Below are 23,431 nucleotides of genomic sequence, written 5' to 3' on the forward strand. Positions count from 1 at the left end.
GTTTTATGCCTTTTTTCTGTTTGCTGTGCTTTTAATGCCGTTCAGAAAGTGCCTGTTAACATTTCGTTAACAATAAGATAATTTACCCATAACCGCTGCTGATTTTAGAAACCCGAACTTTGCAGCAGTAAAATGGAAGAAAAAAGTTTAAAGAGAACCTTCGGCCGCTTTCTGGTTTCTGAGCCTGACTAATTCAGAAATTCTGGTTGCCGGTTTCTCCTAAAAAACACCGCGTTGCGCCTGACTAACCTACGCTGCTTTTCCTCCCGGTAAATTCACTTAAAATACAAAAAACATGTTTTCACCCGCATGTCTTACAGTTCTGAAAGCGCGGCGCGCTTATTTATTTATTCCGCTTATGGTGGTTTTTCTGCTTTTTTCCGGAACTGCCCTGGCCCAGGTAATGCCCCCCGCCATAAAAGATTCGCTCCGTACCGTGCCCAGTGCCGATAATATTAAACCCAAACCGGTGATCTTGCCGAAGTGGTACGAAAATATTTCGCTGCGGGGCTACACCCAGATCCGCTATAACCGTTTGCTCGAAACCAACCCCGAACTGAGATCGGATTATGACAAATCTATTGGCGATAAAGGCGGTTTTATGATTCGCCGGGCCCGCCTGGTTTTTAGCGGAAACGTAAGCGACCGGGTTTATATTTACATCCAGCCCGATCTGGCATCCACGCCTTCCGGCAGCTCAAGCATTCATTTTGCCCAGCTCCGCGACGCTTACTTCGATCTTTCCTTAGACCCGAAAAAAGAATTCCGGTTCCGGGTAGGGCAAAGCAAAGTTCCTTACGGTTTCGAAAATACGCAATCGAGCCAGAACCGCCTGGCCTTAGACCGCAGCGATGCACTGAACACCGGTGTGCCCAACGAGCGCGACCTGGGCGTGATGTTCTACTGGGCTCCTGATACGGTACGCAAAATTTTCAGCAGTATCACCAACCGGGGCTTAAAAGGCAACGGCGATTACGGCGTGTTCGGGTTAGGTATTTATAACGGCCAAACCACCAATAAGGCCGAAGCCAACAATAACCTGCACGTAGTAGCCCGCCTTTCTTACCCCATTGTTTTTAAAAATGGCCAGATCATTGAACCTGGCGTACAAGCTTTTACCGGTATGTATGCAGTTACTGCCGACCAGTTAAGCAGCAGCGCCGTAAAAGGCGGAAACTTTACCGACCGCAGGGCCGCTGCCAGTTTTACGCTATACCCTAAACCATTTGGCTTTCAGGCCGAATACAACGTGGGCAAAGGTCCGCAGTTCGATCCGGAAACAAAAACCATAAAAGTGAAATCGCTGCAAGGCGGTTATGCCCAGGCCATGTATAACCTGAAAGTGAAAAATCAACTGTTGATCCCGTTTGTTAAAGTGCAGTATTATGAGGGCGGGAGGAAAAATGAACTCGACGCCCGCGCAAACCGTGTGCGCGAAACTGAGATCGGGATTGAATGGCAACCGGTTCCGGCTTTCGAACTCTCAACCCAGTACACCATTACCGACCGCACCACCAACGATGGCCGCAGTCTGAATAATCACCAGACCGGCAATTTCCTGCGGGTGCAGGCCCAATTTAATTACTAACAAAATAGAATATAACCGAAATAAAAACAAATAAAAAACGGTATGAAAAATTTGAAAAAAGTGCAGGTAGTGGCTTTATTTCTGGCTACCACTTTATTAGGCGCTTGCGGCGGCAACAATGCTAAAAAAGAGAATGTAGAAGGCGATAATAACGCAACTGCTTCGGTAACGCTAACCGTTAAAGGCTCCGACACCGTTTTGCCGCTGGCGCAGCAGGAAGCTGAAAAATACATGCAAAAGCATAAAGAGGCTGCTATTACCATTGTGGGCGGCGGAACCGGGGTTGGCCTTTCGGCTTTGGAAGAAGGCACCACCGATCTGGCCATGGCTTCGCGCGATCTGAAAACCGAAGAAAAACTGAAATTCAAAGCGGCTAAAAAAGACATTAAAGAAGCTTTGATCGCTTACGATGCGCTTTCGGTAGTGGTACACCCGGCCAACAAAATAAACCAGCTAACGCGCGAGCAACTCGAAGAAATTTTTACCGGTAAAATCACCAACTGGAAGGTAGTAGGCGGCGCCGATGAGAAAATTGTGGCCTACAGCCGCGAAACCAGTTCCGGTACCTACGAATTCTTTAAAGACGAAGTGCTGAACAAGAAAAACTACGCCAATAATATCCTCATGATGCCGGCCACCGGGTCTATTGTGCAATCAGTTGGGCAAACCAAAGGCGCGATCGGTTATATTGGCCTGGCTTACGAAACCAATGAGGTGAAAGCACTGAAAGTTTCTTACGATCAGGGCAAAACTTTTGTAGCGCCGAGCGTAGAAGCTGCCAAAGACAAAACGTACCCGATCTCCCGCCCGCTTTACTTCTTCTACGATGCCACGGCCGAAAGCAAAGTAAAGCCTTTCATTGATTACGTACTGTCGGAAGAAGGCCAGAAAATTGTGCTGGAAACCGGTTACGTGCCTTTAAAATAAAAAACCGTATCCTTTTAAGCTATAAAACTTGAAACGTTACTTCCATAATTTTGGCGAACGCATCATAGAAGGAATACTTACGCTGAGCGGCGCGGTTACCAGTTTAACCGTGGTGCTCATCGTGGTGTTCCTGTTCAAGGAAGGCTTGGGCATCTTCTCGCAGCAGCCCATTGCCGAAGGCGGCGTAATTGCGGTAAACAATCAGAACCCGGTTAAGCAGCTTTCGGCTAAAGAAGTAAAAGAAATATTCGATGAGAATATTAAAAACTGGAAAGAGATCGGCGGCCAGGATGCGCCCATCAAAACTTTCCGGCTAGACGATATTACCGATTATTACTCCGAAGAACAACTGGGTAAAGATTTCGAATTGCTGCCGCAGCGCCTGAGCGAACTGGTAAGCAAAGAACCCAACATCATCGCCTTTTTTCCGGACGAATATTTAAGCAAGGATTTTCAGGGCCACCAGATCAAGCTGGAAAATATTTCGGCAGGTGATTTTCTGGGCGGTACGGAGTGGTACCCCACCATTTCGCCGGCCGTGCAGATGGGCGTTTTACCGCTTATTTTAGGTACGCTCTGGGTTAGCCTCGGGGCTATTCTTATTGCCTTGCCTTTAGGGTTAGCCACCTCCATCTACCTGGCCGAAATTGCCAGCAAACGCGTGCGTAATACCATGAAACCGGTAATTGAATTGCTGGCCGGTATTCCGTCGGTAGTGTATGGTTTCTTTGGCCTGGTAGTGCTGGTGCCGCTTATTCAGGAAATGTTTGGTTTGCCCGTAGGCGAAACGGCTTTGGCGGGTAGCATTATCCTGGGCATTATGGCGCTGCCAACCATCATCTCCGTTTCCGACGATGCCATGCGCACCACGCCGCGCGCCATGAAAGAAGCGAGCTTGGCGCTGGGGGCTACCAAGTGGCAAACCATTTACAAAGTGGTAATTCCGTATTCCATTTCCGGTATTTCTACGGCGGCCATTTTAGGCATTGGCCGCGCCATCGGCGAAACCATGGCCGTACTCATGGTTACCGGTAACGCTTCGGTTATTCCTACTACTTTTCTGGAACCGGTGCGTACTATTCCGGCTACCATTGCCGCTGAGCTGGGTGAAGCGCCGCAGGGCGGTATTCATTTCCAGGCCCTTTTTGCGCTCGGTTGCATCCTGTTCCTCATGACCCTGATCATCAACGTTTCGGTAGATCTGGTATCTGCCAAAAAGAAAGAAAACCGCTAAGCCATGGAATTTACCAGCAACCCGAAATTAAACAAATCGAAGCGGATGCGGCAGAATTTTGCCTTTAACGTTTTCCGTGTGCTCAGCTTACTGGTAGTTGCCATTCTGGTTATTATCCTGGGCTTTATCATCATCAATGGCATTTCCGTGATCAGCTGGGAATTCCTGACCGAAATGCCGCGCGAAGGCATGACCAAGGGCGGTATTTTACCGGCCATTGTCGGTACGCTGGTGTTGGTTGCCGGCAGTTTGCTGTTTGCCTGCCCCATCGGGATTCTTTCCGGTATTTACATTAACGAATACGCCCCGCACGGCTGGCTGAAACGCTTTATTAAACTCATGACCAACAACCTGGCGGGGGTGCCTTCCATCGTTTTCGGTTTGTTTGGTATGGCTTTGTTTGTAAACAGATTCGGCTTCGGCGATTCTATTCTGGCAGGCTCTTTAACCCTGGGTTTGCTGGCTTTGCCGGTCGTGATCCGTACTACCGAAGAAGCGTTAAAATCCATCGACAACAGTTTCCGGATCGGGAGTTTAGCTCTGGGCGCCACCAAATGGCAAACCACGTATAAAGTAATTCTGCCCATTGCGTTTCCCAATATTATTACCGGCATTATTCTTTCCATTGGCCGCGTTTCCGGCGAAACGGCACCTATTTTATTTACCGTAGCCGCTTATTTTTTACCTAAATTACCAACCAGCATTTTCGACCAGGTAATGGCTTTGCCGTATCACCTGTACGTAATTTCTACCAGCGGCACCAACATTGAAGCTTCGCGGGCTATGGCTTACGGCACGGCTTTTATCCTGATCCTGATCGTGCTGATCGCCAATTTGCTGGCCAACTGGCTACGGGGTTATTTTGGCCGGAAAGTGAAAATGAATTAATGCTGCGGCATGAACCTGCAAGGCAAAACAGGAGAAAAGTTTCCTTACGAAGGGAAACAGAAAGAGCCGGGCGGGAATTATTAGTTTTAAATTGAAATTTGAAATTTCAGAATGAATAGTTTAGAGTCAAAAGACCTTAATTTATATTACGGCGATTTTCATGCGCTGAAAAACATTACCATGAGCATGAAGAAGAACGAAGTTACGGCGTTTATCGGGCCTTCGGGCTGCGGTAAATCTACGTACCTGCGTTGCTTTAACCGTATGAACGACCTGATCGACAACGTGCGGATCACGGGCGAAGTATTGGTAGACGGCGTGGATATTTATCAGAAAAATATTCTGGTAGATGATCTGCGTAAACACGTGGGCATGGTATTTCAGAAACCCAATCCGTTCCCCAAATCGATCTTTGAGAACGTGGCGTATGGCCTGCGGGTGAATGGCAGCAAAGACAAAAAGCTGATCGAAGAACGGGTGGAAGTTTCGTTAAAACAGGCTGCGCTTTGGGACGAAGTTAAAGACAAACTGAAGAAATCGGCTTTCGAACTTTCCGGTGGGCAGCAGCAGCGCCTGTGCATTGCCCGCGCCCTGGCAATTGAGCCTTCGGTGCTTTTAATGGACGAACCGGCTTCGGCGCTTGACCCGATCTCCACGGCCAAGATCGAAGAACTGATCTACGAGCTGAAAAATGATTATACCATTGTAATTGTAACGCACAACATGCAGCAGGCCGGCCGGGTGAGCGATTATACGGCATTTTTCTACCTGGGCGAACTGGTAGAGTTCCGTAAAACCAAAAACCTATTTACCAGCCCCAAAGATACCCGGACGCAGAATTACGTTACCGGCCGTTTCGGTTGATTTTTAGTGATTAATGATTAGTGGTTAATGTAATAGGCAGTTTTTCGGCTTAAAACCATACCGTTTTTTTATCTGAAGTTGCTACGGCGTGAAGCTGGCGGTTTTTCAGGTTCCGGGTTAATTTTAAATTACATACCCCCGACTTTTTAGGCGTAAAGCCATAGCGTTTTATAATGATAGAATGCGTGAATTATTGAATGATAGAGTAAATAATTAAATTCCTAAATTCAATAATGCACGCATTCAATAATTAAAATTGAAAATATGAGTCATTTAGATAACGAGTTAGGCCGGATCAGAACGAAGGTTAATGAGATGTGGGACCTGGTGGAATTTCAGGTACGGAGCGGACAGGAAGCCTTGGTAAAAGGTGATAAAACCCTGGCTGAAAAGATCATTAAGCGCGGGAAAAAGGTAAACGAATACGACCTGAAAATTGATCAGCTTTGCGAAAACCTGCTGGCCTTGTTTAACCCGCTGGCGGTAGATCTGCGCCTGATTCTGGCTATTCTGAAAATAAATTCGAACCTGGAGCGCATCGGCGATACGGCCGAAGGCATTGCCGGTTTAATTCTGGAAGCCAATGCGCCGTTAGAAAAAGATCTGATGGAAATGAGCCGGGTGCTGGAAATGTACGATGGCGCGTTGCTCATGCTTTCGGAAGTGAAACGCGCTTTTGTTGAGGAAGACACCCAGCTGGCTAAACTGGTAATGCGGCAGGACAAAACCCTGAATAAAATTCACCGCAACACCGATAGAGTGATCATCGATTACCTGAAACTTCATGCCGACAATATTGACCAGAGCTTAAAAGTGGGCGGTATTATCCGCAAGTTGGAGCGCATCGGCGATCACGTGACCAATATTGCCGAAGAGATCGTGTTTTACGTAGATGCCAAAGTGGTGAAGCACAAGCCCAAGCCCTGGAAAGAGAAAAAACGCAAAGCCGATTTTCAGGATGACCCCAATAACAAGGGCGAAGAAACAGATCAGGAAAATGCGTTATAAATAAAAACAAAAACACCCGCCGGCTTTTCTGCTGCGGGTGTTTTTGTTTTAAGCGATTTGCCGAAGCCGTTCAGGCGAGTTCCAGGGCCAGGCGCATCATTTCGCTGCTGGCGTGTTCGCGTTCTTGGGCGGTAGTTAATTTTTCGGTAATAATGTTGTCGCTTACACTTAAGATCGACAGCGCTTCTATCTGGTTGTATGCTGCCAGGGCGTATAGAATGCTGGTTTCCATTTCTACGGCCAGAACGCCTTTTTTTATCCAGTTATCCCAGCGGTCCGCAGCTTCGCTGTAGAAAAGATCTGAAGTAAAAACGGGGCCGGATATAATCGGGATCTGCAGCTGTTGCGCGAGAGTTATGGCTTGTTCCAGCAAACGGCCGGGGGCAGGGGCCGCCGAAGCCGGGTCCGGGAAATAAAGCTGGTGGGTGGCCGAATCGGTATAAGCGGCTTCGGCTATAATAAGCTGCCCAAGTTCCAGCTCCGGCTGAATGGCCCCGCAGGTGCCTACCCGGATGATCTTTTTCACATTGTAGCTATGCATAAATTCGTGCACATAAATAGCCGTAGACGGAATACCCATCCCAGTGCCCTGCACCGATACGCGTTTGCCCTTATAAAAGCCGGTAAAGCCCAGCATGCCGCGCACCTGGTTGTAGCAGATCACTTCGGTAAGCATGGTTTCGGCAATGTTGCGGGCCCGGAGCGGGTCGCCGGAAATTAAAACGGTTTCGGCTATTTCGCCGGGCTTGGCACTAATGTGTAAACTCATAGTCTGAAAAATTATACCGGCAAGTTATGGCAGAGCCGCTTTATTAGCAATGATATTGGTCAGGTAGCTTTTAAAAAGAAATGATGGCAGGAGCGGCTTTGGAATTACTGCTTCGTGAATTACGGAATAAAGGCTCAGAAAACGGAATTAAGCACTTTTTAAGGCCAAAAGTATAGCGTTTTCAAACAAAAAATCCCGCTTCCTTTTTATGGGAAACGGAATCTTTTGTTTCTATAGACATATACCTGAAGCTATCTTTTTCTAATTACGGACCACCTTGAATAAGCGGTAGGAATTGGAGCTCTGGAGCAGGAGGTAATAGATGCCCGCTGTGCGGATCTGCGGGGAAAAGTCGAACTCTATTAAGTTGGTTTCATGTTTCTTTTCCATTGTTCCATTCGTAAGCGTGTAACCTACGGCTGAATAAAGGCTGAAGTGAACCGAGCCCTGAATCTGATCTGAAAGCTGGATCTGCAACCGGCCGTCGGGGGTTGGGTTGGGGTAAAGGGACATTTGTTGCGATCCCGCCAAAGTTGCCTGGGTCTGATTTACTGTTTCCGGACCACTGCCTAAAATATCTTCTCCATTTTTCATATGCTTAAGTATTTTAAAATTATCTTCACCATTACTTGCTGAAATTTTATTACATAAAGAATTACTGCCGGCCTCTGCTTTCATCTGCCAATAAGCGCCAGGGCTTTGCGTAGCCCGCGTATGATTTCCGCTCAGGCCCGAATTTGAATAGCCACCTGTTCCAAAGTTTCCGTTGTTCGTTTTTGAAATATTATGAGCAAGTTCTTTGCCGGTTCCTTCGTAGATATTATCCTGTGGTATGGCTGGCAAATGCTGTTGTTTGCTTTTGGTGATCCTGAAACGGATGGAATAGGAAGGGCCGGTTGGGGCACCCATGTGTTTTTTGGTGCCTGCATGCGGGGTTGCGCTAAGGGTATATCGTCCTTTGTCCGGTTTCCAGGAATAGTAATTGCCCTTTCTGTCGTCACCTTTCAGGGCATAGGGGGCCACATCATCTATCCTGGTTTCTCTTTCTTCTCCTCTTAACTTAAATTTTACAACTGCCGGAGCGTTTGTATTGGCCCGGATATTTATTTTATCTACGCCTAGTGCGGTCAGATCTATTACCGCACCGTCCGTTATCGTCATGATGTCAGTGTCTTTTACCGCATCTATGAGGGTGAAGCTGTGAATTTGCTGGCTTTGGTTTATGCTGATAATAGCTGAGTCTATGCCCATCATCTGGTCGGTACTGTTGGCCCTTAATCTTACTTTATAAGTACCAGGTGCCAAGTATAGATGGGTTGGGTTGGCTGCGTTGCTAACACTTTGGTCGCCAAAAGTCCAGTAATAAGAAGTGGCCCCGCTGGATTTGTTGTTAAACCGTACCTCGTTTCCGGTAACGGTAAAGCTGAAATCGGCTTTTGGTACCGGCCCGGTAACAGGCAGGTTTACCACATCGGCGTGTTCAATAACCTGCACCAGATCAATATTGGTTTTCATGAATGGATTTTGCGCGAGAACCTGCCTTTCGATCGAAAGAAATCCCCAGGGAGATTCAAAAGAAGGAGCAAAATTGGGGTAATTCCAATGCGTCTGCATAACGCTGTGGCTGGCAACAGGATTTGTTACTGGAATATCGGAAGGATGTGGAAGCCCTAAAGTATGCCCCAGTTCATGGGCATAAGCACCTTTAGGGGTACAGGGCCAGGCGCTTACGCCACTTCCGCCCGGACATACTCCGCCGCTATAAAGCGGATTGTTAAATTGCGGAATAATCTCTACCCCTAATAACGCTGTGCCGCAGTCTTTACCGCAGAACTGGGCGCCTAATGCCTGCCAGCCTGCACCGTGGGCCCAAATAGCGGTAATGTAGCCCGGAGACCAGATCGGGGCGGCACCGCTTGCCTGAATTTCCGGAAGTAGGGAGTTCCACCAATCGCCATTGTCTTTATAGTATTGCCTTGGGTGCTGGGCCATGTAGGTTATTACGGTATCGGGATAAAGCATTTCAAAGGTCTTGCCGCCGGTTGCCAACTGGTACCAGCCCTGCATTTCAGCAGTCATAACTTTTAAGGTGTCCAGTACAGCCTGGTTAAAAGCCACATCGGTAGGTACCACATATACCACGGCCACTTTATGCGGTAATACTTGTGAATACAATTCCCGCGGTTTCAGGATAGTAATTATGCATAGGCATAGCACGAGTGAGCAGAACTTTTTCATAGGCTAAGACAGAATTTTAAGATGACTCGAGAATGCGAAAAAGAAAGTGACTCGTTACTGGGGAAAGAACAACAGAGCAAGCGGGAAGCTTTAGCCTGGAAGGGAGGGTGATATGATTTAAGTTATAGGAATTATACCTTTTGCAATTTTAATGGTTTCATAGCTTGTATAAAACTTTGTTTAATTAGTAATATTACTTAGTGAATGCCTGAAGCTGTGGATTTTACGTGCAGGCCTGGTATTCCTGAAAAGATTTCTTTTGCTGATACCGAAGACTTAATTCCGGTTTCTAGAATGCTATAGATATGGCGTAAAAGAAGAGAAAAAAAGCGGAATTAAGCTTTGCAGAATGTAAGAAAACGGAAACGGGCGAAGGTTTTTTGTAAGGCAGCGCCTGAAAAGAAAATCCCGCTCTATTTTTAGAAAAAGAAAGCGGGCTTATGAAAATCGACAGGCTAGAAAGAAAGGATCGAATCTTATTCACCGGATTTAAGCCTGGGTTCAGGGTATATGCCTGCAAACCAGATACTTTTAATCCGGTTCAAACTAGAGTGCTAAGGCTACTTCCTTTATTTATTCCGAAACTTATTGTCTGAGATTCTGCGGTAATGACACTTCTATTGCTATCAGATCGCAGTGCTCCAGTGCATGAACATCCACCGTTGTTCCGTTCTCAAGCCGGATCAGATCTCCGGTGTTGGCTGTAATTCCGTTGCTTAAAGTAGCTGTTCCCGAAGCGAAGTAAAGGAAATACCAGGCAGTTTTGGCGGCCAAAGGCATACCGTTTCCGGCTCCGATCCGGCGGTGGGTCAAGGAACCCGTAGCGCCGGCTTTCAGCATCAGGTTGAAGTCCGTGACTTTTCCCTTGCTCCGCGTACACCATTCACCGGAAAAGGTATCCTGTTCATAGGGTTTCAGGTATTTGGTATAACGTCCTTCGTGAATCAGCTCTAATTCTCCTTTCAGGATCATGAGATGGCGGGTAATACCTTCAAAAAAAGTAAAAGTTGATTCTTCCGCTTCTACCGTTGCTGTGCTGATGCGGAACAGGAAATTACGGTCCGCAAAACTTCCGTCTGGAGGATAAATGAATATTTCGGTACTGGTGCCGCTGGCCCAGTTGATGGTGTTTCGGCTATCGGGAGTAAACTGCTGGATGCTCATTCTGGGTTAATTCTTTGGGCTAAGATCCGGTTAAATTATCAGAAAGATAGAAGGTAAAGCGTTCATTTCTGAGTTTTCAGGCTAAAAATGATACCGTTTTGGCCACTGTTTTATCCAAACAGGCCGGATTTCTATGGTGAAGCATTCGAAAACCTGAAGATTTAGCTGTACTCTAAGGTATTAACTTCCGGCGGGTCATGCTACCTTCCTAAGTTTATTTTCTCCGGTAAGTTCTCCGCCAAAAGTGAGCAAAGTGTTCATGACCATTTGCGGAATTCAATCAAAAAAAAACCGTTGGATGCTTACACGGAGGTGGGATTTATTTGGTCCAAAATGGCGCTTCTATATATTTAAAGCCTGATTTTCAGCCACTCTGAAATCAGGTCTTCTCATCAGGTCTTTTCAACAGTTGGCCAATTAAGCCATTGTTTTGTGTTAAGGCAAGAACGAATTATGATTTTCTAAGTTTAAACTAATGGGTCATTGTTCCGATTAATTACCGCTTCGATCCGAGAAAGTATGCTCAGCCTCATCTAATAAGAAAGCTTCCAGGGAGATTGATAAAATTATGTTGCACTTTTTTTATAATGAAGGCGTATGGAAAACTCTAACCCTATAATTAAATTTTCTGGCCTTGCTTTCCTGCCGGGGCCGTCCGAAAAGAGTGGCGGAGCCTGTTGCTCTGGGAGCCAATTTCGCAGGAATTCCTTTTTTCTGGTTTTTCTGTTCTTGTTTACCTGTTTAAGCCTTCCGGATGCGCTGGCTCAGACGCAGAAAAAAACCTATATAGGAACAGTGCAAGATGTAGCCGCTGCCTTCCGGACAAAATATGAGGCGAAAGAAAGCAGAGGAAAATTAACCGACCAGCAGGTGCAGTATAAACCTGAGGGGGCGCCTGCCCTGGATCTGACCATTTCTACCTCTAAAAAAGAAGCCGCTGCTACATTTTATTACGGTAACGTAAATGGGGCTGAAAACAGCACATTTTATCTGAAGGTATTGGCAAATGAAGTGTCTGGCGCTATTTTAATGCGGGAAAGCAAAAAATACTTTGAGTTTTCTTCTACTTCCGCAGGTCTGGTTTATTTAACCGAACAGGATATAGATAAAAAGCTTTGTGTAGATTTTGAAAGTGCTTCGCAGGTATCTGGTACAAATGCCAGAACCGGGGTAGGGGCAGTTGCCTTGCTGGAAAGTTTGCCCGGGGCAACGGCCGTAGTTTTGCTTGATTTCGATGGACATACGGTTTCCGGTACCACATGGAACTCCCAGTTTACCAGCGGTAATGTAATAACGGCAGCGCCGGCTAATCTTACCAGCGTAGAAATACTGGAAACCTGGAAACTGATCAGTGAGGATTTCCGCCCGTTTGCGCTGAACATTACTACCAATGAAGCCGTGTTTAACAATGCTCCGGTAAACATGCGGGTGCGGGCAGTTTTTACCCCTACTAATTACTTTTTTCAGAATGCCGGTGGGGTAGCCTATGTTGGTTCTTTTGCCTGGGGCGGAACTGCTTATGGCGAAACTCCGGCATTTATATTTAATACTACTTCTAAATATGCCGGTGAAGCCGGATCTCATGAAATTGGACATGCCTTGAATTTACATCACGACGGGCGGGCAAACCCGATTGAGGAATACTATGAAGGACATGCTGACTGGGCACCCATTATGGGGGTGGGTTATTACCGAGATCTGGTGCAATGGAGCAAAGGCGATTACCCGAATGCAAACCAGTATGAAGATGATCTGGCTGTAATTACCACGCAAAACGGGTTCGGTTACCGGCCCGACGATCACGGTAATACTTTTGGGGCAGCTACCCCTATCGTTTTAGACAGTTCCGGAAATATTGTGGCCGCATCGAATAAAGGCGTAATCTCTACGCGGGCAGATATAGATGTTTTCTCCATTAACCTGACCGGCATGCCTGTTACGCTAACTGTAGATCCGGAGCCGATATATGGAAATCTTGATGTGATTCTGACTCTTAAAAATGCGGCCAATGTAACCGTTGCCCAGGCAGATCCTACTACCCTGGGGGCATCTGTTTCCGGTACTTTTCCAGCCGGTACTTATTACCTGCACATAGATGGTACCAAGGGGGCTCTGGGTGCAGATACTGACTATAGTTCTCTTGGAAATTATTTTATTTCCGGGGCTATTTCGAACCAGTTTAGTTTGAGCGTTACAATAAACGGCAACGGCACAGTTACTAAAAATCCGGATCAGGCTACTTATGCGAAAGGCTCTACTGTAACGCTTAAGGCCAACCCTGCCACAGGCTTTCAATTCAGCGGCTGGAGCGGCGATACTACCACTACTGCTAATCCGCTGACGTTGATCATGAATAGCAATAAAAATATTACCGCTACTTTCACTTCCATCTCAAACGCAGGCGTTACGGGCTACAACCTGATCGATGCTTCTACCAATCAGCTGATCCAGCCATTGGTTTCAGGCGCGGTGCTGAACCTGGCTACTTTGCCAAACCGCAAGCTTAATATCCAGGCGGTAACCAATCCCACTATTGTTGGAAGCGTTGCCTTTAAGCTGAGTGGGCGCCAAAGCAAAACCAGGTCGGATGAAAGCGGGCCGCATTATTCTTTGCACGGCGATAATGATGGAGATTACAGCTCCTGGACCCCGCCCGTAGGCAATTATACCTTAAAGGCCAGAACCTATACGGGGCCAAACGGCAGCGGCAAGGCCAGTGCATACACTACTATTACCTTTACCGTTATCGACCAGGTGAATGCAACGCTTTACAGCTTAAACGTGGCGACTTCCGGCAGCGGTACGGTTGCTAAAAGCCCGCATCAGACAAGCTACCTCAAAGGCTCTAAGGTTACTTTAACTGCAGTTCCGGAACCTGGCTACCATTTTTCAGGCTGGAGCGGAGATGCCACGGGTACTTCGAATCCGCTTAAGGTTACCATGAATAGCAGTAAGAATATAACGGCTACTTTCACCGCCATAGAAGTTACAAGCTTCAACCTGATCAATGCCTCCACCAATCAGCTGATCCAGCCCCTGGTTTCAGGCGCGGTACTGAACCTGGCTACTTTGCCAAACCGCAAACTTAATATCCAGGCGGTAACCAATCCCGCTATTGTTGGAAGCGTTGCCTTCAAATTAAGTGGGCGCCAAAGCAAAACCAGGTCGGATGAAAGCGGCCCGCATTATTCCTTGCAGGGCGATAATAATGGGGATTACAGCTCCTGGATTCCTCCGGTAGGTAGTTATACCTTAAAGGCCAGAACCTACACGGGGCCAAACGGTAACGGCACGGCCAGTGCATATACTACTATTACCTTTACCATTATCGACGAGGCAATTGTCAATACCCGTTTGGCAGCCAAGGGTAACTATACAAAAACGGTAGGAGAACAGGATGTAAAAGTATCTCCCAATCCGTTTAAAGATGCGCTTATTCTGGAGTTGCAACCTGGCATAAAAGCTGAAAAGGCTACAATTGCCCTGACTACTTTAGTAGGGAAAATCGTGTACCAGAAGGAAGTAAGCGTGCATGGCAACCTCCAAACAATAGAGCTGAATGACCTGGCTGCATTATCTTCCGGGTTGTATCTGCTGAGGTTGCAGTTTGATGAGAAAACAATTATTCTGAAAGTTGTAAAGCAGTAAAAATCTGGTTTGTTGCAGGTTTAAGATCACGCTGGCAGCAGATCAGGTTTAAGTAAATAAAAAGGCCTGCAGCGTTAACTGCAGGCCTTTTTCGTAGCCCAAAGGAGTGAAATATCGGACTTTATCCAGCACGGTTTAATTTTATTTGCTGAATTTGAAATTACTCAAAGAAAATACAGCACTCATTAAGGTTTCTTAGTTGAGTTGAGTCAAAATTATTTATAATTAATCTAAATAACTTTTGGCGAATCCTGTTTTCATTATACCTTTGCAGTAATTTAAAATCAATCTAAATAAATATAGCTTTGCTGCAGTATATTCCGAACATCAAGGCGTTAGTAGTTCTCATCACATTGGTAAGCCTCGCAAATATTGCCTGGAGCCAGCAGGCGGAAAAAGCAAGCATTTCCGGAAAAATCAATGCTACTTCAGGTGAAGCGCTGGTGGGCGTCAGCGTTGTTTTAAAAGGCACAACCTATGGCTCCGTTACCGATTCTAAAGGCCGCTTCGAAATAAACAACCTTTTGCCTGGCAACTATACATTACAGATCAGCTTTGTAGGTTTCGAGATCCAGGAAAAAGTCATCCAGCTCAAACCTGCACAGAAAGCTGAATTGAATATCAGCCTCCGCGACAAAACTTACGAAATGCAGGGTGTGGAAATTGTGGGCAAATCTGAAACCCGCCAGATAAACGAACAACCTTATGCAGTTACCGCCATTTCCGTGAAAGAATTGCAGAACAGCTCGCAGGATGCCAAAGAAGTGCTGAACCGCGTTTCCGGGGTGCGGGTGCTGGAAGAAGGCGGCCTGGGTTCCCGGCTTAATTTTTCGCTCAACGGTTTTTCCGGCGATCAGGTGAAGTTTTTCTTAGACGGCCTGCCCATGGATAATTTCGGATCTTCCCTAAGTATGAGCGATATTCCGGTAAATTCTATAGACCGAATTGAAGTGTACAAAGGCGTGGTGCCAGTATGGTTGGGTACCGATGCTTTGGGCGGCGCGGTGAACATTATTACGAACAAAAAAGCGAACTTTCTGGATGCGTCCTATTCCATCGGTTCTTTCAATACGCACCGCATTTCTTTGAACGGCGCGCATACCCACGACAGCAGCGGCTTTACGGTTAGAGGAAACGCTAACTACAATTATTCCGATAACAATTACAAGATCTGGGTACCCATTAATGACCGGCTTGGCAACGTAATAGATTCGGCGGAAACCGAACGTTTTCATGACCGCTACCGCTCCGGCCTGGTGAAAATGGAAGCCGGCTGGGTAAACCGCAAATTCGCCGATAACCTCCTTTTTGGCATTATGGCGGCCGCCAACGACAAGCAAATTCAAACGGGCGCTACCATGAACAACGTTTATGGCGGCGTAACCAGAACCAGTCAATCGATTGTGCCAACCTTCAAATTCAGCAAAGACGATCTTTTTATAAAAGGCCTGAACCTGAGTTTGTTTACCGCTTACAACCGCACCAAAAGCGAAATTGCCGATACCCTGGCCGGCGTGAAATACAACTGGCTCGGCGAACGCTTTTCCTACAATTCCAATCTAGGTGAGATCGGGAACAAAGTTATGCTTGCCACCTTTACCGACGATGATTTTAACAGCCAACTCAATGCCGGTTACGCCATCAGTTCAACAGTTTCGCTGGCGCTGAATTATGCCTATTCGTATTTCTACCGCACTATTTTCGATGTCAAAGACCCGGACAAACGAGAAAACCGGTACCCGAAATCGCTGACCAAACAGCAACTGGGTTTTGCCGTGAAATTCGACCCTTCAGCGCAATGGAGCACCACGGTTTTTGCCAAATATTACGCACTGCAAACCAAATCGAGTAAAGAAGTTGATTTTGGCAATGAACAACGGCGCATCGAAGCAACCCGTTCCGAAAAAGAAAACTTAGGCTACGGACTGGCTTCTACTTATTTTGTATTGCCGAATCTGCAGGTAAAAGCTTCTTACGAACACGCTTACCGCATGCCCTGGCCCGATGAGATCTTCGGCGACGGCCTGGCGATATTGCCCAGCCCCGATCTGGGTCCAGAGCAAAGTGATAACCTGAACGTGGGCGCGGCTTATGAATTTAAACTGGGTCAGGAAAACCGCTTCAATCTGGAAAGCAGCTTTATTTACCGCGAAGCCAGCGACATGATCCACCGCCCCGGTACCTCAAAACCACAGAACCCTTTTCTGAATCTGGCCGATGCACGTACGCTGGGCGTGGAAGGCAGCTTTAAATATAACTGGCGCGAATTCCTGAACGTGGGCGGCAGTATTACTTACCAGCACATTACCGACGAGGCCGATTCAGTTTACAACGAATCGTTTACCGCCACGGGCTGGCAAAAAAACTGGCAGAAAGGTTACCGTTTACCGAATACGCCTTACTTATTTGGCAATGCAACGGTAGGGTTTACGGCTAAAAATCTGCTTACCCCGGAATCGGTATGGAAACTGAACTACTATTTCAACTTTTCGGAACAATATTTTCTGGGCTGGACCAAGCTCGATAACCCCGACCCGCAATATCTTATTCCCCGGCAGTTCTCGCATAACCTGGAACTGGCCTGCAGCCTGAAAAACGGCAAATACAACGTGGCCGCCGAATGCCGCAACTTCCTGGATGCCCGCCTTTACGACAAATATTTTTTGCAGAAACCCGGCCGGGCCTTTTACCTGAAACTCCGCTACGTGCTTTAAATTCTTTAACTCATAAAAACTAACGAAAAACCATATGTTCTCCATTAAATCTGCCAGAAAGCTGGCCTTACCGGTACTGAGCCTTTCGGCTGCCTTCGCGTTTACCGCCTGCAGCAAAGACGACGATACTGTTTCTACACCACCAACCACCGAAAGCCAGTTTGTGGTTTCGATGGCGGTGCAGGGCAGCAACAATACGTTCACGTATTATTCCGTGCCTTTTTCCGATGTAATGAACGGCACCATTTCGCCGCAGGGCAAAGGCATTGAGCAACCGGGTTACTTCGATTTTACGCAGATAGACAAAACCGTTTACAGCATTGGCGGCCTGGATGACGTAGCCGTAGTAGGCATTGCGAAAAACGACAAAGGCGAACTGATCAAGGTGGGCAATACGTCTTTCCAGACCAGCATTTCTGATATTGTGAAGGCCGATGCCAATACCCTGGTAGCTGTAGAAATGAAACACCCTTCTACCGTGGTGAAATTCCATACCATTAACGCGAATACCGTAATGGTAACCGGCACCAAACAACACCCCATTACCGATTTGAGCCCGCTTTCAGCACCGTCTTATTCGGGCATGCGCGTGGTAGGAAACCAGTTGTTCCTAAGCTACTACATCTCCGACCCAACTACATTCAACACGCCATCTACCGATTCGGCCATGATCGCGGTTTACTCTTACCCGGAGCTGAAATTCCAGAAAGTTATTTCCGATAAGCGCACCGGCCCGGTAGGCAGCTTCCACGGGAAAAACGGTTTGATCCAGGATGAGCAGGGCAACATTTTCGCGCTTTCTAATTCAAACCCGGCCAATGGTTACAGTCAGTCAACCAAAAAAGGTGGCATCCTGAAAATCAACAACGGCAGCACCTCTTTCGATCAGAATTATTTCCTTGATGTGGAAGCGGCTACCGGCGGCACTAACATTGCGCACATAAAGTACCTGGGCAACGGCAAAGCTATAGCCGAAGTAAACATGCAGGCCAACGCCAGCCAAAGCAAATGGTCGGATAGCCCACTAAAAACCGCGATTTTAGACCTGAATACCAAAACCTTAGATTTCGTGACCGGCATGCCGCAGCACAACGGTATTGGCCGCCGCTTAGCCGCGTTGCAGGATGGCAATTTTGTGTACATGGCCATTCCGGAAAACAACAAAGTTTACGTTTACAAAATAGACCTCCAAACCAAAGCCGCTACCAAAGGCGCCGAAGTACAGGCCAACTTTGTAGCCGGGTTTTCGAAGCTTTAAGCCTACCGTTTTTTTTACCAGCTTCATTCCTGAAAAGTGAAGCTGGTACTTATTCCTTAAAATTCCCTACCGTTTTTCCATGATCAGCAAGAAAACAAACAAACCTGGTATACTCCGACGCATTAACGATTGGCTGCACCTTTGGCTGGGCCTGGCTTCGGGCATTGTGGTTTTTATTGTGAGCATAACCGGTTGTTTGTATGCCTTCGAATCGGAAATTAAAGATGCGCTGGAACCCTGGCGTTTTGTAGAAGCCCAGGAAAAAGCCTATGTTCCACCAAGCGTACTCCTGGATACCGCCATGGCTTACATGCCCGGTGCCAAACCGACCGGCCTTACTTACAGCGACCGCGAAGGTGCGGCGGCCGTTGGTTTTAGCAGCATGGAAAACGGGAAACGCAGCTTTACCGCTATTTTTATGAATCCGTATACCGGCGAATTCTTACAAAAGCAGCAATCGGTAGGCGGCAATGAATTCGACTTTTTCCGGTTTGTGATAGACGGCCACCGCGCGCTGTGGCTGCCTTATGAAATTGGCCGGCCTATTGTGGGCGTTGGAACACTTATTTTTCTGGTGTTATTGGTTACCGGTTTAATAATGTGGTGGCCGAAGAACTGGAAAAAATCGAACCGCGATAAAAGCTTTAAAATTAAATGGAACGGCAGCCTTAAACGGGTGAATTACGACCTGCATAACGTTTTAGGCTTTTACAGTCTCGTTCTTGCGCTGGTTCTAGGCATTACCGGTTTGGTCTGGAGTTTCCACTGGTTCGAAGATTCGTTGTATTACATTACCTCCGGCGGCAAGGAAAAACCGGGTCATGTGCATCCGCATTCCGATGTTTCTAAGGCCGGGCTAGCTGTTACCGATTCCATTTCTGCCCTGGATAAAGCCTGGTTTAAAACCATAGCCGTAGAGTCGCACGCACAAGGCTTTTACATGACCCCGATCCTGGAACATGAAGACGATCCGATCGAGGTTACTGCTTACCAGGACAAAGGCTCGTGGTACAACCGCAACGAATATTTCTACGACCAATATACGCTGCAGCGTTATCGCCAGCAAGGCGACCGCTACGATGAAGCCAGCTTTGCCGATCAGCTCACCATGCTGAATTACGACATTCACATTGGGGCGGTGTGGGGTTTTCCGGGGAAGTTATTAGCGTTTTTTATCAGCTTAATCAGTGCCAGTTTGCCGGTTACCGGTTTCCTGGTTTGGTGGAATAAAAAGAAGAAGTCTAAAGTAAAAGAAGGCAAAACCGGTAGCCAAAGAAAGTTAAAGGAAACATCTGTAGCTAAAGTTTAAAGGTTGTAAGAATTGTGTACAATACAGTATTGCAATATCTTTAATTAATAGTTGGTATTGTAATTGATCGATCTCAAATTAAATGAAATACTAAAAGCACTGTCTTGTAAATATTGATGCTATTTTAATTTGTTTGCATCCTCAATACTGACAAACGTATAGCCTATAAAAACAAAAGCAACACGAAATTGCTGAACCAAAAAATCCCGCTCCATTTTATGGAAAGCGGGATTTTGTTTTCGTAGACCAAAAGAGCGAAATATCGAACTTTATCCACCAGGATTTAGATATCCTTTCCGGATTTTTATCATAAGATTTAAATGGGACTTATTACCCAAACCTCACATAAGAAACTACTACACCTTAGTCAACTTTGTAAAAAAAATACAAACGAAAGCTATTTAAAAAAACGGCTGCTTAATTAAGAGCAGCCGGCTTAAAAACGCTATACTTTTGAACGCAAAAACTACTGGATCACCAATCGCTGTGTTTGCATACCAGTTTCAGTTTGAAGCTTGACAAGGTACATGCCTTTAGGTAATTCATTTAGCGGTAGCTGATAATAAACCTGGTTGTTAGCTGGCAAGTTTAATTTGGAGAGTGTCTGGCCCAGTAGGTTTTCTAATGAAACGGTTGCAGAAGCGTTGTTTTTGAAAGCAGCATATATCATTACGTAGTTTTTAGCCGGATTCGGGTAAAGTTTAAAGCCCTCAATATTGGTGCTTCGTTCTTTTATGCCGTTGGTAAGGGAAATTCTGGTAACCGCATAATTGGTTAGGACAGGCGCATTGTAATCGAAATAAATAGCTGCTCTTGATTTTATTTCATCACCTAAAACTAGGTTGTTTTTCGGTTGCATGCGGTAGCGGATAAAACCATGGCTGGCCGGTTCGTTGCGGTTGCTGTCTGGCAGTAAAATATTATCGAAACGCCATTCTGCCATGCCATTTTCCAACAATCGGAAAGTATAAGGGTGGCTGGCTGAGAGTAATTCAAAGCTTGGCATGTGTAATTTATCGCTGATCGAATCTCTTACAATTACCGTGAAAGCCGTATCGTTGCCGGTATTCTGAAAACGGATTACGTAATTTAAAAGCGTACTGTCGGCTACCAGCTGCGGCGTCAGCCAGCTGCGGCTTACTTGCTTATCATTCGGGTCGAATGAACCAGTTACAAGGTGATGCAGCGTGTCTTGGTTGTTCCAATTTATGTAATCGGTAACCGGGTTGGCAATGGCGTGTGCCATTAATTGTGTATTGAGAGGAGTTGTAGATGCAACAGTAAACTGAACATCAATATGCCGTTTTTCTAAAGGCGCTAGCGGCTGATAGACCCAAGCTAGTTTGCCAAGATTATGCAAAAGTGGGGTTACTGAAGCGGAAATATAGGTTAAATATTGATTGTCATAATTTAAATTGATCGAATCTGAAATAGTAGTAGTACCTACATTTTCATAAGTTATGCGGTATTTCATTATAAAACCTGGGCGGGTTGGGGTAATATTCGTTACAGATATTTTTACATCGTCGCGGTTCGGAATGGGCTGGAGTGCAAAATCTTTTATTTGAGTTTGACCTGAGCCAGTAAAAGTAACGCTATGGTTTTGCGGATTAAAAGTATAGTGTGGTGCAGCCTTTATCCCTTTTATTAAAAATGTGCCTGAGGGAAAATATGCGTTATATATGCCTTTAGGCGTGGTGCTTAAATATAGCTGACTGTTTGGGATTTCAATAATCCCATTTTCATAAGGAATTTCTGTAGAATCTTTTAAACCATTTTTATTTAAGTCCAGAAACATTGTGCCACTTAACGCATTTCCGTTATCTAAAATCTTACCCAGAAAAAAAGAAAGGCTTGGATTTGGTCCAATTGAGTTAAGCGGTATATTCCTGAAATTCATAGTAGCACCAAATCTACCGGAAAGATATACATGGCCTTTAGGGTCGACGCTAATATCATGTAAATTTTGCGTATACGAGTTAAGTGGTACGTCTAACAAAAAAGCATTAACTGAAACGCCTGCTGTATCAAAATGTGCTACAAATGTATTTCGGTCGCTTAGGCTTCCGGTCATACCTAGCCAAACACTGCTTAATCTTATCTGGCCCTCAAAAGTGCCGGCAATTGATAACCGGTTATTGGGTTGTATTTTAATTGTATAGTTGAAGGGATTATAACCCCCAGGAATTTCTTTAGCCCAAATCCAATTTCCGGTGCCGTTAATTTTAGCAATAAAGCATCTTCCGATATAATTGATTTGATTTATATAACTCAAATTATGAGTACCAAAAGTAACCGATGAGTTGAAGGCACCACATATATAAGCATTCCCGTGCTCATCAGCTGTAATATTAAAGCGTTCATCAATCATTGTATTTTGAGGATGCACTATGTTTTTAAGCCATATCTGCGTGCCAGTAGGTGAGTATTTTGATGCTTTACGAAGGATTTGGCCTGTGGAAAGCTGGTAATGCGGAGCTACAAAAATCTCACCAATTGGCGAAATTGCAACAGAAATTGAATATAAACGAGGTGGGAGTGGTGAGGAAGGCGTATATACATCGGTAACTACATTTGTAGTAAAAATAGTCTTGCCTTTCGGATCTAATTTGTGCAAAAATGCTGTATTCCGGTAGCCGCCGGTAAGTAAAATATTTCCAGACTTGTCAATTGCCATATCTGGATTGAAAATTTCTTTAGGAAAATTAGTTAAATTCCGTAACCAAAGTAGGTTTCCTGCAGGTGTAAATTTGGCCAGAAATGCAGCACCATACTCGGGTGTGGTTATAGTTTTATTATCTATTGATAAATTAAAGGTATAAGTGCCAGTTACAACTATATTCTCATTCCCGTCCAGTTTTGCAACCACATGCCCTACATAATCGCCAATTAAATGCTTCGCCCATTGTACATTTCCAGAATGGTCTGTTTTGACTAAAAAGCCATTATGAGGATCATTAGAAGATAAATATGTACTCGTAAAAGTCTGATTTCCGAATTTAATGGTATTCACGAATAAACCGGCAAAGATCAAGCTATGTTTGTCCGTTTCAATGTTCATTCGATTTGATTTCTGACCAATCTGCTCATGCCCAAATACTTTTGCCCATTGCGCATTCTGTGCTGATAAATTTCCAGTAATGACGATGAAAAACAAAAACAAGAAAGCCAGCTTTTTCATAGATACGGACTAGGTAAGGATTAATCTTAATAGTTAAATGTAAGGATGTTATTAATTAATAACAAAAAAAACGTGAGGGAATAGTTTATATTCAAGAATTCGCCGATTCCCATATTTCTTTTATTGTTGTTAATTATACACTTAAGATTTCGTTATTATACCCTACCAATTCTAAACCTGCTAACAAGTCCACATCTATTATAAAACTGCGCCAAACAGTAATGGTAAAAATGATACTTTTAGTCTACAATACCTTTAGGCAGGAAAATGGCAATTACAAATACTTAACCGTTGGTGTGTGAAATTTTTCGAATCGGAAGATTATCAGAATAACTGGCCAGATAAGAAAATACCTGATGGTACTTATTATTACCATTTAAGAAATCCTGAAACCGGACAACAATACAAAGGTTGGGTTGAAGTGGCACAGTAATTTAGAGTGCAATGGTTTAAATAAAAGGATATTAACCAAAAGGAAATTATCGAACCAAAAAATCCCGCTCCATTTAATAGGAAGCGGGATTTTTGCACTTGTAGCCCCGGCGAGAATCGAACTCACATCTAAAGTTTAGGAAACCCTTATTCTATCCGTTGAACTACGGGGCCGGTAAAAAACGCTACCAAAAGTAACGAAAAAACCG

At 45.4% G+C, this 23,431-nt stretch carries 15 protein-coding genes and 1 tRNA gene; 11 read left to right on the forward strand and 5 right to left on the reverse strand.

Annotated features, from left to right (window positions below):
* The first annotated feature begins 295 nt into the window (after nt 1-295).
* The 6 genes from I5M27_RS10240 (at nt 296) to phoU (ending at nt 6,509) form a co-directional block, all read left to right on the forward strand.
* A complete protein-coding gene (locus tag I5M27_RS10240; protein ID WP_234462480.1) occupies nt 296-1,588 on the forward strand; it encodes a porin in 1,293 nt (430 codons plus the stop codon).
* Nucleotides 1,589-1,630: 42 nt separating this feature from the next.
* Nucleotides 1,631-2,515, forward strand: a complete 885-nt coding sequence (locus I5M27_RS10245; RefSeq protein ID WP_200506113.1) for a phosphate ABC transporter substrate-binding protein — start codon at nt 1,631-1,633, stop codon at nt 2,513-2,515.
* Between the two features lie 28 nt (nt 2,516-2,543).
* On the forward strand, nt 2,544-3,749 hold the full coding sequence (gene pstC, locus I5M27_RS10250; protein WP_200506114.1) for a phosphate ABC transporter permease subunit PstC: 1,206 nt from the start codon (nt 2,544-2,546) through the stop codon (nt 3,747-3,749).
* Between the two features lie 3 nt (nt 3,750-3,752).
* Nucleotides 3,753-4,637, forward strand: coding sequence for a phosphate ABC transporter permease PstA (pstA, locus tag I5M27_RS10255; protein WP_200506115.1), 885 nt, complete (start codon nt 3,753-3,755; stop codon nt 4,635-4,637).
* A 111-nt stretch (nt 4,638-4,748) separates the two neighbouring features.
* Nucleotides 4,749-5,501: a phosphate ABC transporter ATP-binding protein PstB gene (pstB, locus tag I5M27_RS10260; RefSeq protein WP_200506116.1), complete on the forward strand. Its 753-nt coding sequence runs from the start codon at nt 4,749-4,751 to the stop codon at nt 5,499-5,501.
* A 264-nt stretch (nt 5,502-5,765) separates the two neighbouring features.
* Complete coding sequence (phoU, locus tag I5M27_RS10265) at nt 5,766-6,509, forward strand: phosphate signaling complex protein PhoU (RefSeq protein WP_200506117.1); 744 nt, start codon at nt 5,766-5,768, stop codon at nt 6,507-6,509.
* 70 nt (nt 6,510-6,579) lie between these two features.
* Here the strand turns inward: phoU and deoD are convergent, their stop codons facing one another.
* From deoD to I5M27_RS10280, 3 genes are all read right to left on the reverse strand, one after another.
* Complete coding sequence (gene deoD / locus I5M27_RS10270) at nt 6,580-7,278, reverse strand: purine-nucleoside phosphorylase (RefSeq protein ID WP_200506118.1); 699 nt, start codon at nt 7,276-7,278, stop codon at nt 6,580-6,582.
* A gap of 261 nt (nt 7,279-7,539) precedes the next feature.
* Complete coding sequence (locus I5M27_RS10275) at nt 7,540-9,453, reverse strand: PKD domain-containing protein (RefSeq protein ID WP_200506119.1); 1,914 nt, start codon at nt 9,451-9,453, stop codon at nt 7,540-7,542.
* Between the two features lie 648 nt (nt 9,454-10,101).
* Complete coding sequence (locus tag I5M27_RS10280) at nt 10,102-10,680, reverse strand: HutD/Ves family protein (RefSeq protein ID WP_200506120.1); 579 nt, start codon at nt 10,678-10,680, stop codon at nt 10,102-10,104.
* 795 nt (nt 10,681-11,475) lie between these two features.
* Between I5M27_RS10280 and I5M27_RS18805 the strand changes: the two genes are divergently transcribed.
* From I5M27_RS18805 to I5M27_RS10300, 4 genes are all read left to right on the forward strand, one after another.
* Nucleotides 11,476-14,328: an InlB B-repeat-containing protein gene (locus tag I5M27_RS18805; protein ID WP_200506121.1), complete on the forward strand. Its 2,853-nt coding sequence runs from the start codon at nt 11,476-11,478 to the stop codon at nt 14,326-14,328.
* Between the two features lie 305 nt (nt 14,329-14,633).
* The gene (locus I5M27_RS10290) at nt 14,634-17,042 is read left to right on the forward strand and encodes a TonB-dependent receptor (RefSeq protein ID WP_200506122.1); all 2,409 of its coding nucleotides are present in this window, start codon (nt 14,634-14,636) and stop codon (nt 17,040-17,042) included.
* Nucleotides 17,043-17,076: 34 nt separating this feature from the next.
* Nucleotides 17,077-18,300 (forward strand): DUF4374 domain-containing protein, encoded by a 1,224-nt coding sequence (locus I5M27_RS10295; protein WP_200506123.1) that lies wholly within the window; start codon nt 17,077-17,079, stop codon nt 18,298-18,300.
* Nucleotides 18,301-18,379: 79 nt separating this feature from the next.
* On the forward strand, nt 18,380-19,609 hold the full coding sequence (locus tag I5M27_RS10300) for a PepSY-associated TM helix domain-containing protein (protein ID WP_200506124.1): 1,230 nt from the start codon (nt 18,380-18,382) through the stop codon (nt 19,607-19,609).
* A 466-nt stretch (nt 19,610-20,075) separates the two neighbouring features.
* Here I5M27_RS10300 and I5M27_RS10305 read toward each other — a convergent pair whose 3' ends face one another.
* A complete protein-coding gene (locus I5M27_RS10305; RefSeq protein ID WP_200506125.1) occupies nt 20,076-22,790 on the reverse strand; it encodes a DUF7619 domain-containing protein in 2,715 nt (904 codons plus the stop codon).
* 280 nt (nt 22,791-23,070) lie between these two features.
* Here I5M27_RS10305 and I5M27_RS10310 point away from each other — a divergent pair, with 280 nt between their 5' ends.
* Nucleotides 23,071-23,223, forward strand: a complete 153-nt coding sequence (locus I5M27_RS10310) for a T9SS type B sorting domain-containing protein (RefSeq protein ID WP_317193584.1) — start codon at nt 23,071-23,073, stop codon at nt 23,221-23,223.
* 101 nt (nt 23,224-23,324) lie between these two features.
* On the opposite strand, the gene I5M27_RS10315 is transcribed toward I5M27_RS10310, so the two are convergent.
* Nucleotides 23,325-23,396: transfer RNA gene (locus I5M27_RS10315), tRNA-Arg, on the reverse strand.
* Nucleotides 23,397-23,431 lie beyond the last annotated feature (35 nt).

This window comes from Adhaeribacter terrigena (genome assembly GCF_016623615.1).
GTDB classification, from domain to species: domain Bacteria; phylum Bacteroidota; class Bacteroidia; order Cytophagales; family Hymenobacteraceae; genus Adhaeribacter_A; species Adhaeribacter_A terrigena.

What these genes read in the sequence shown, in the direction of transcription:
- I5M27_RS10240 (WP_234462480.1), top strand. Translation starts at nt 296, where the DNA reads ATGTTTTCACCCGCATGTCTTACAGTTCTGAAAGCGCGGCGCGCTTAT.
- I5M27_RS10245 (WP_200506113.1), top strand. Translation starts at nt 1,631, where the DNA reads ATGAAAAATTTGAAAAAAGTGCAGGTAGTGGCTTTATTTCTGGCTACC.
- pstA (WP_200506115.1), top strand. Translation starts at nt 3,753, where the DNA reads ATGGAATTTACCAGCAACCCGAAATTAAACAAATCGAAGCGGATGCGG.
- pstB (WP_200506116.1), top strand. Translation starts at nt 4,749, where the DNA reads ATGAATAGTTTAGAGTCAAAAGACCTTAATTTATATTACGGCGATTTT.
- phoU (WP_200506117.1), top strand. Translation starts at nt 5,766, where the DNA reads ATGAGTCATTTAGATAACGAGTTAGGCCGGATCAGAACGAAGGTTAAT.
- deoD (WP_200506118.1), bottom strand. Translation starts at nt 7,278, where the DNA reads ATGAGTTTACACATTAGTGCCAAGCCCGGCGAAATAGCCGAAACCGTT.
- I5M27_RS10280 (WP_200506120.1), bottom strand. Translation starts at nt 10,680, where the DNA reads ATGAGCATCCAGCAGTTTACTCCCGATAGCCGAAACACCATCAACTGG.
- I5M27_RS10295 (WP_200506123.1), top strand. Translation starts at nt 17,077, where the DNA reads ATGTTCTCCATTAAATCTGCCAGAAAGCTGGCCTTACCGGTACTGAGC.
- I5M27_RS10300 (WP_200506124.1), top strand. Translation starts at nt 18,380, where the DNA reads ATGATCAGCAAGAAAACAAACAAACCTGGTATACTCCGACGCATTAAC.
- I5M27_RS10305 (WP_200506125.1), bottom strand. Translation starts at nt 22,790, where the DNA reads ATGAAAAAGCTGGCTTTCTTGTTTTTGTTTTTCATCGTCATTACTGGA.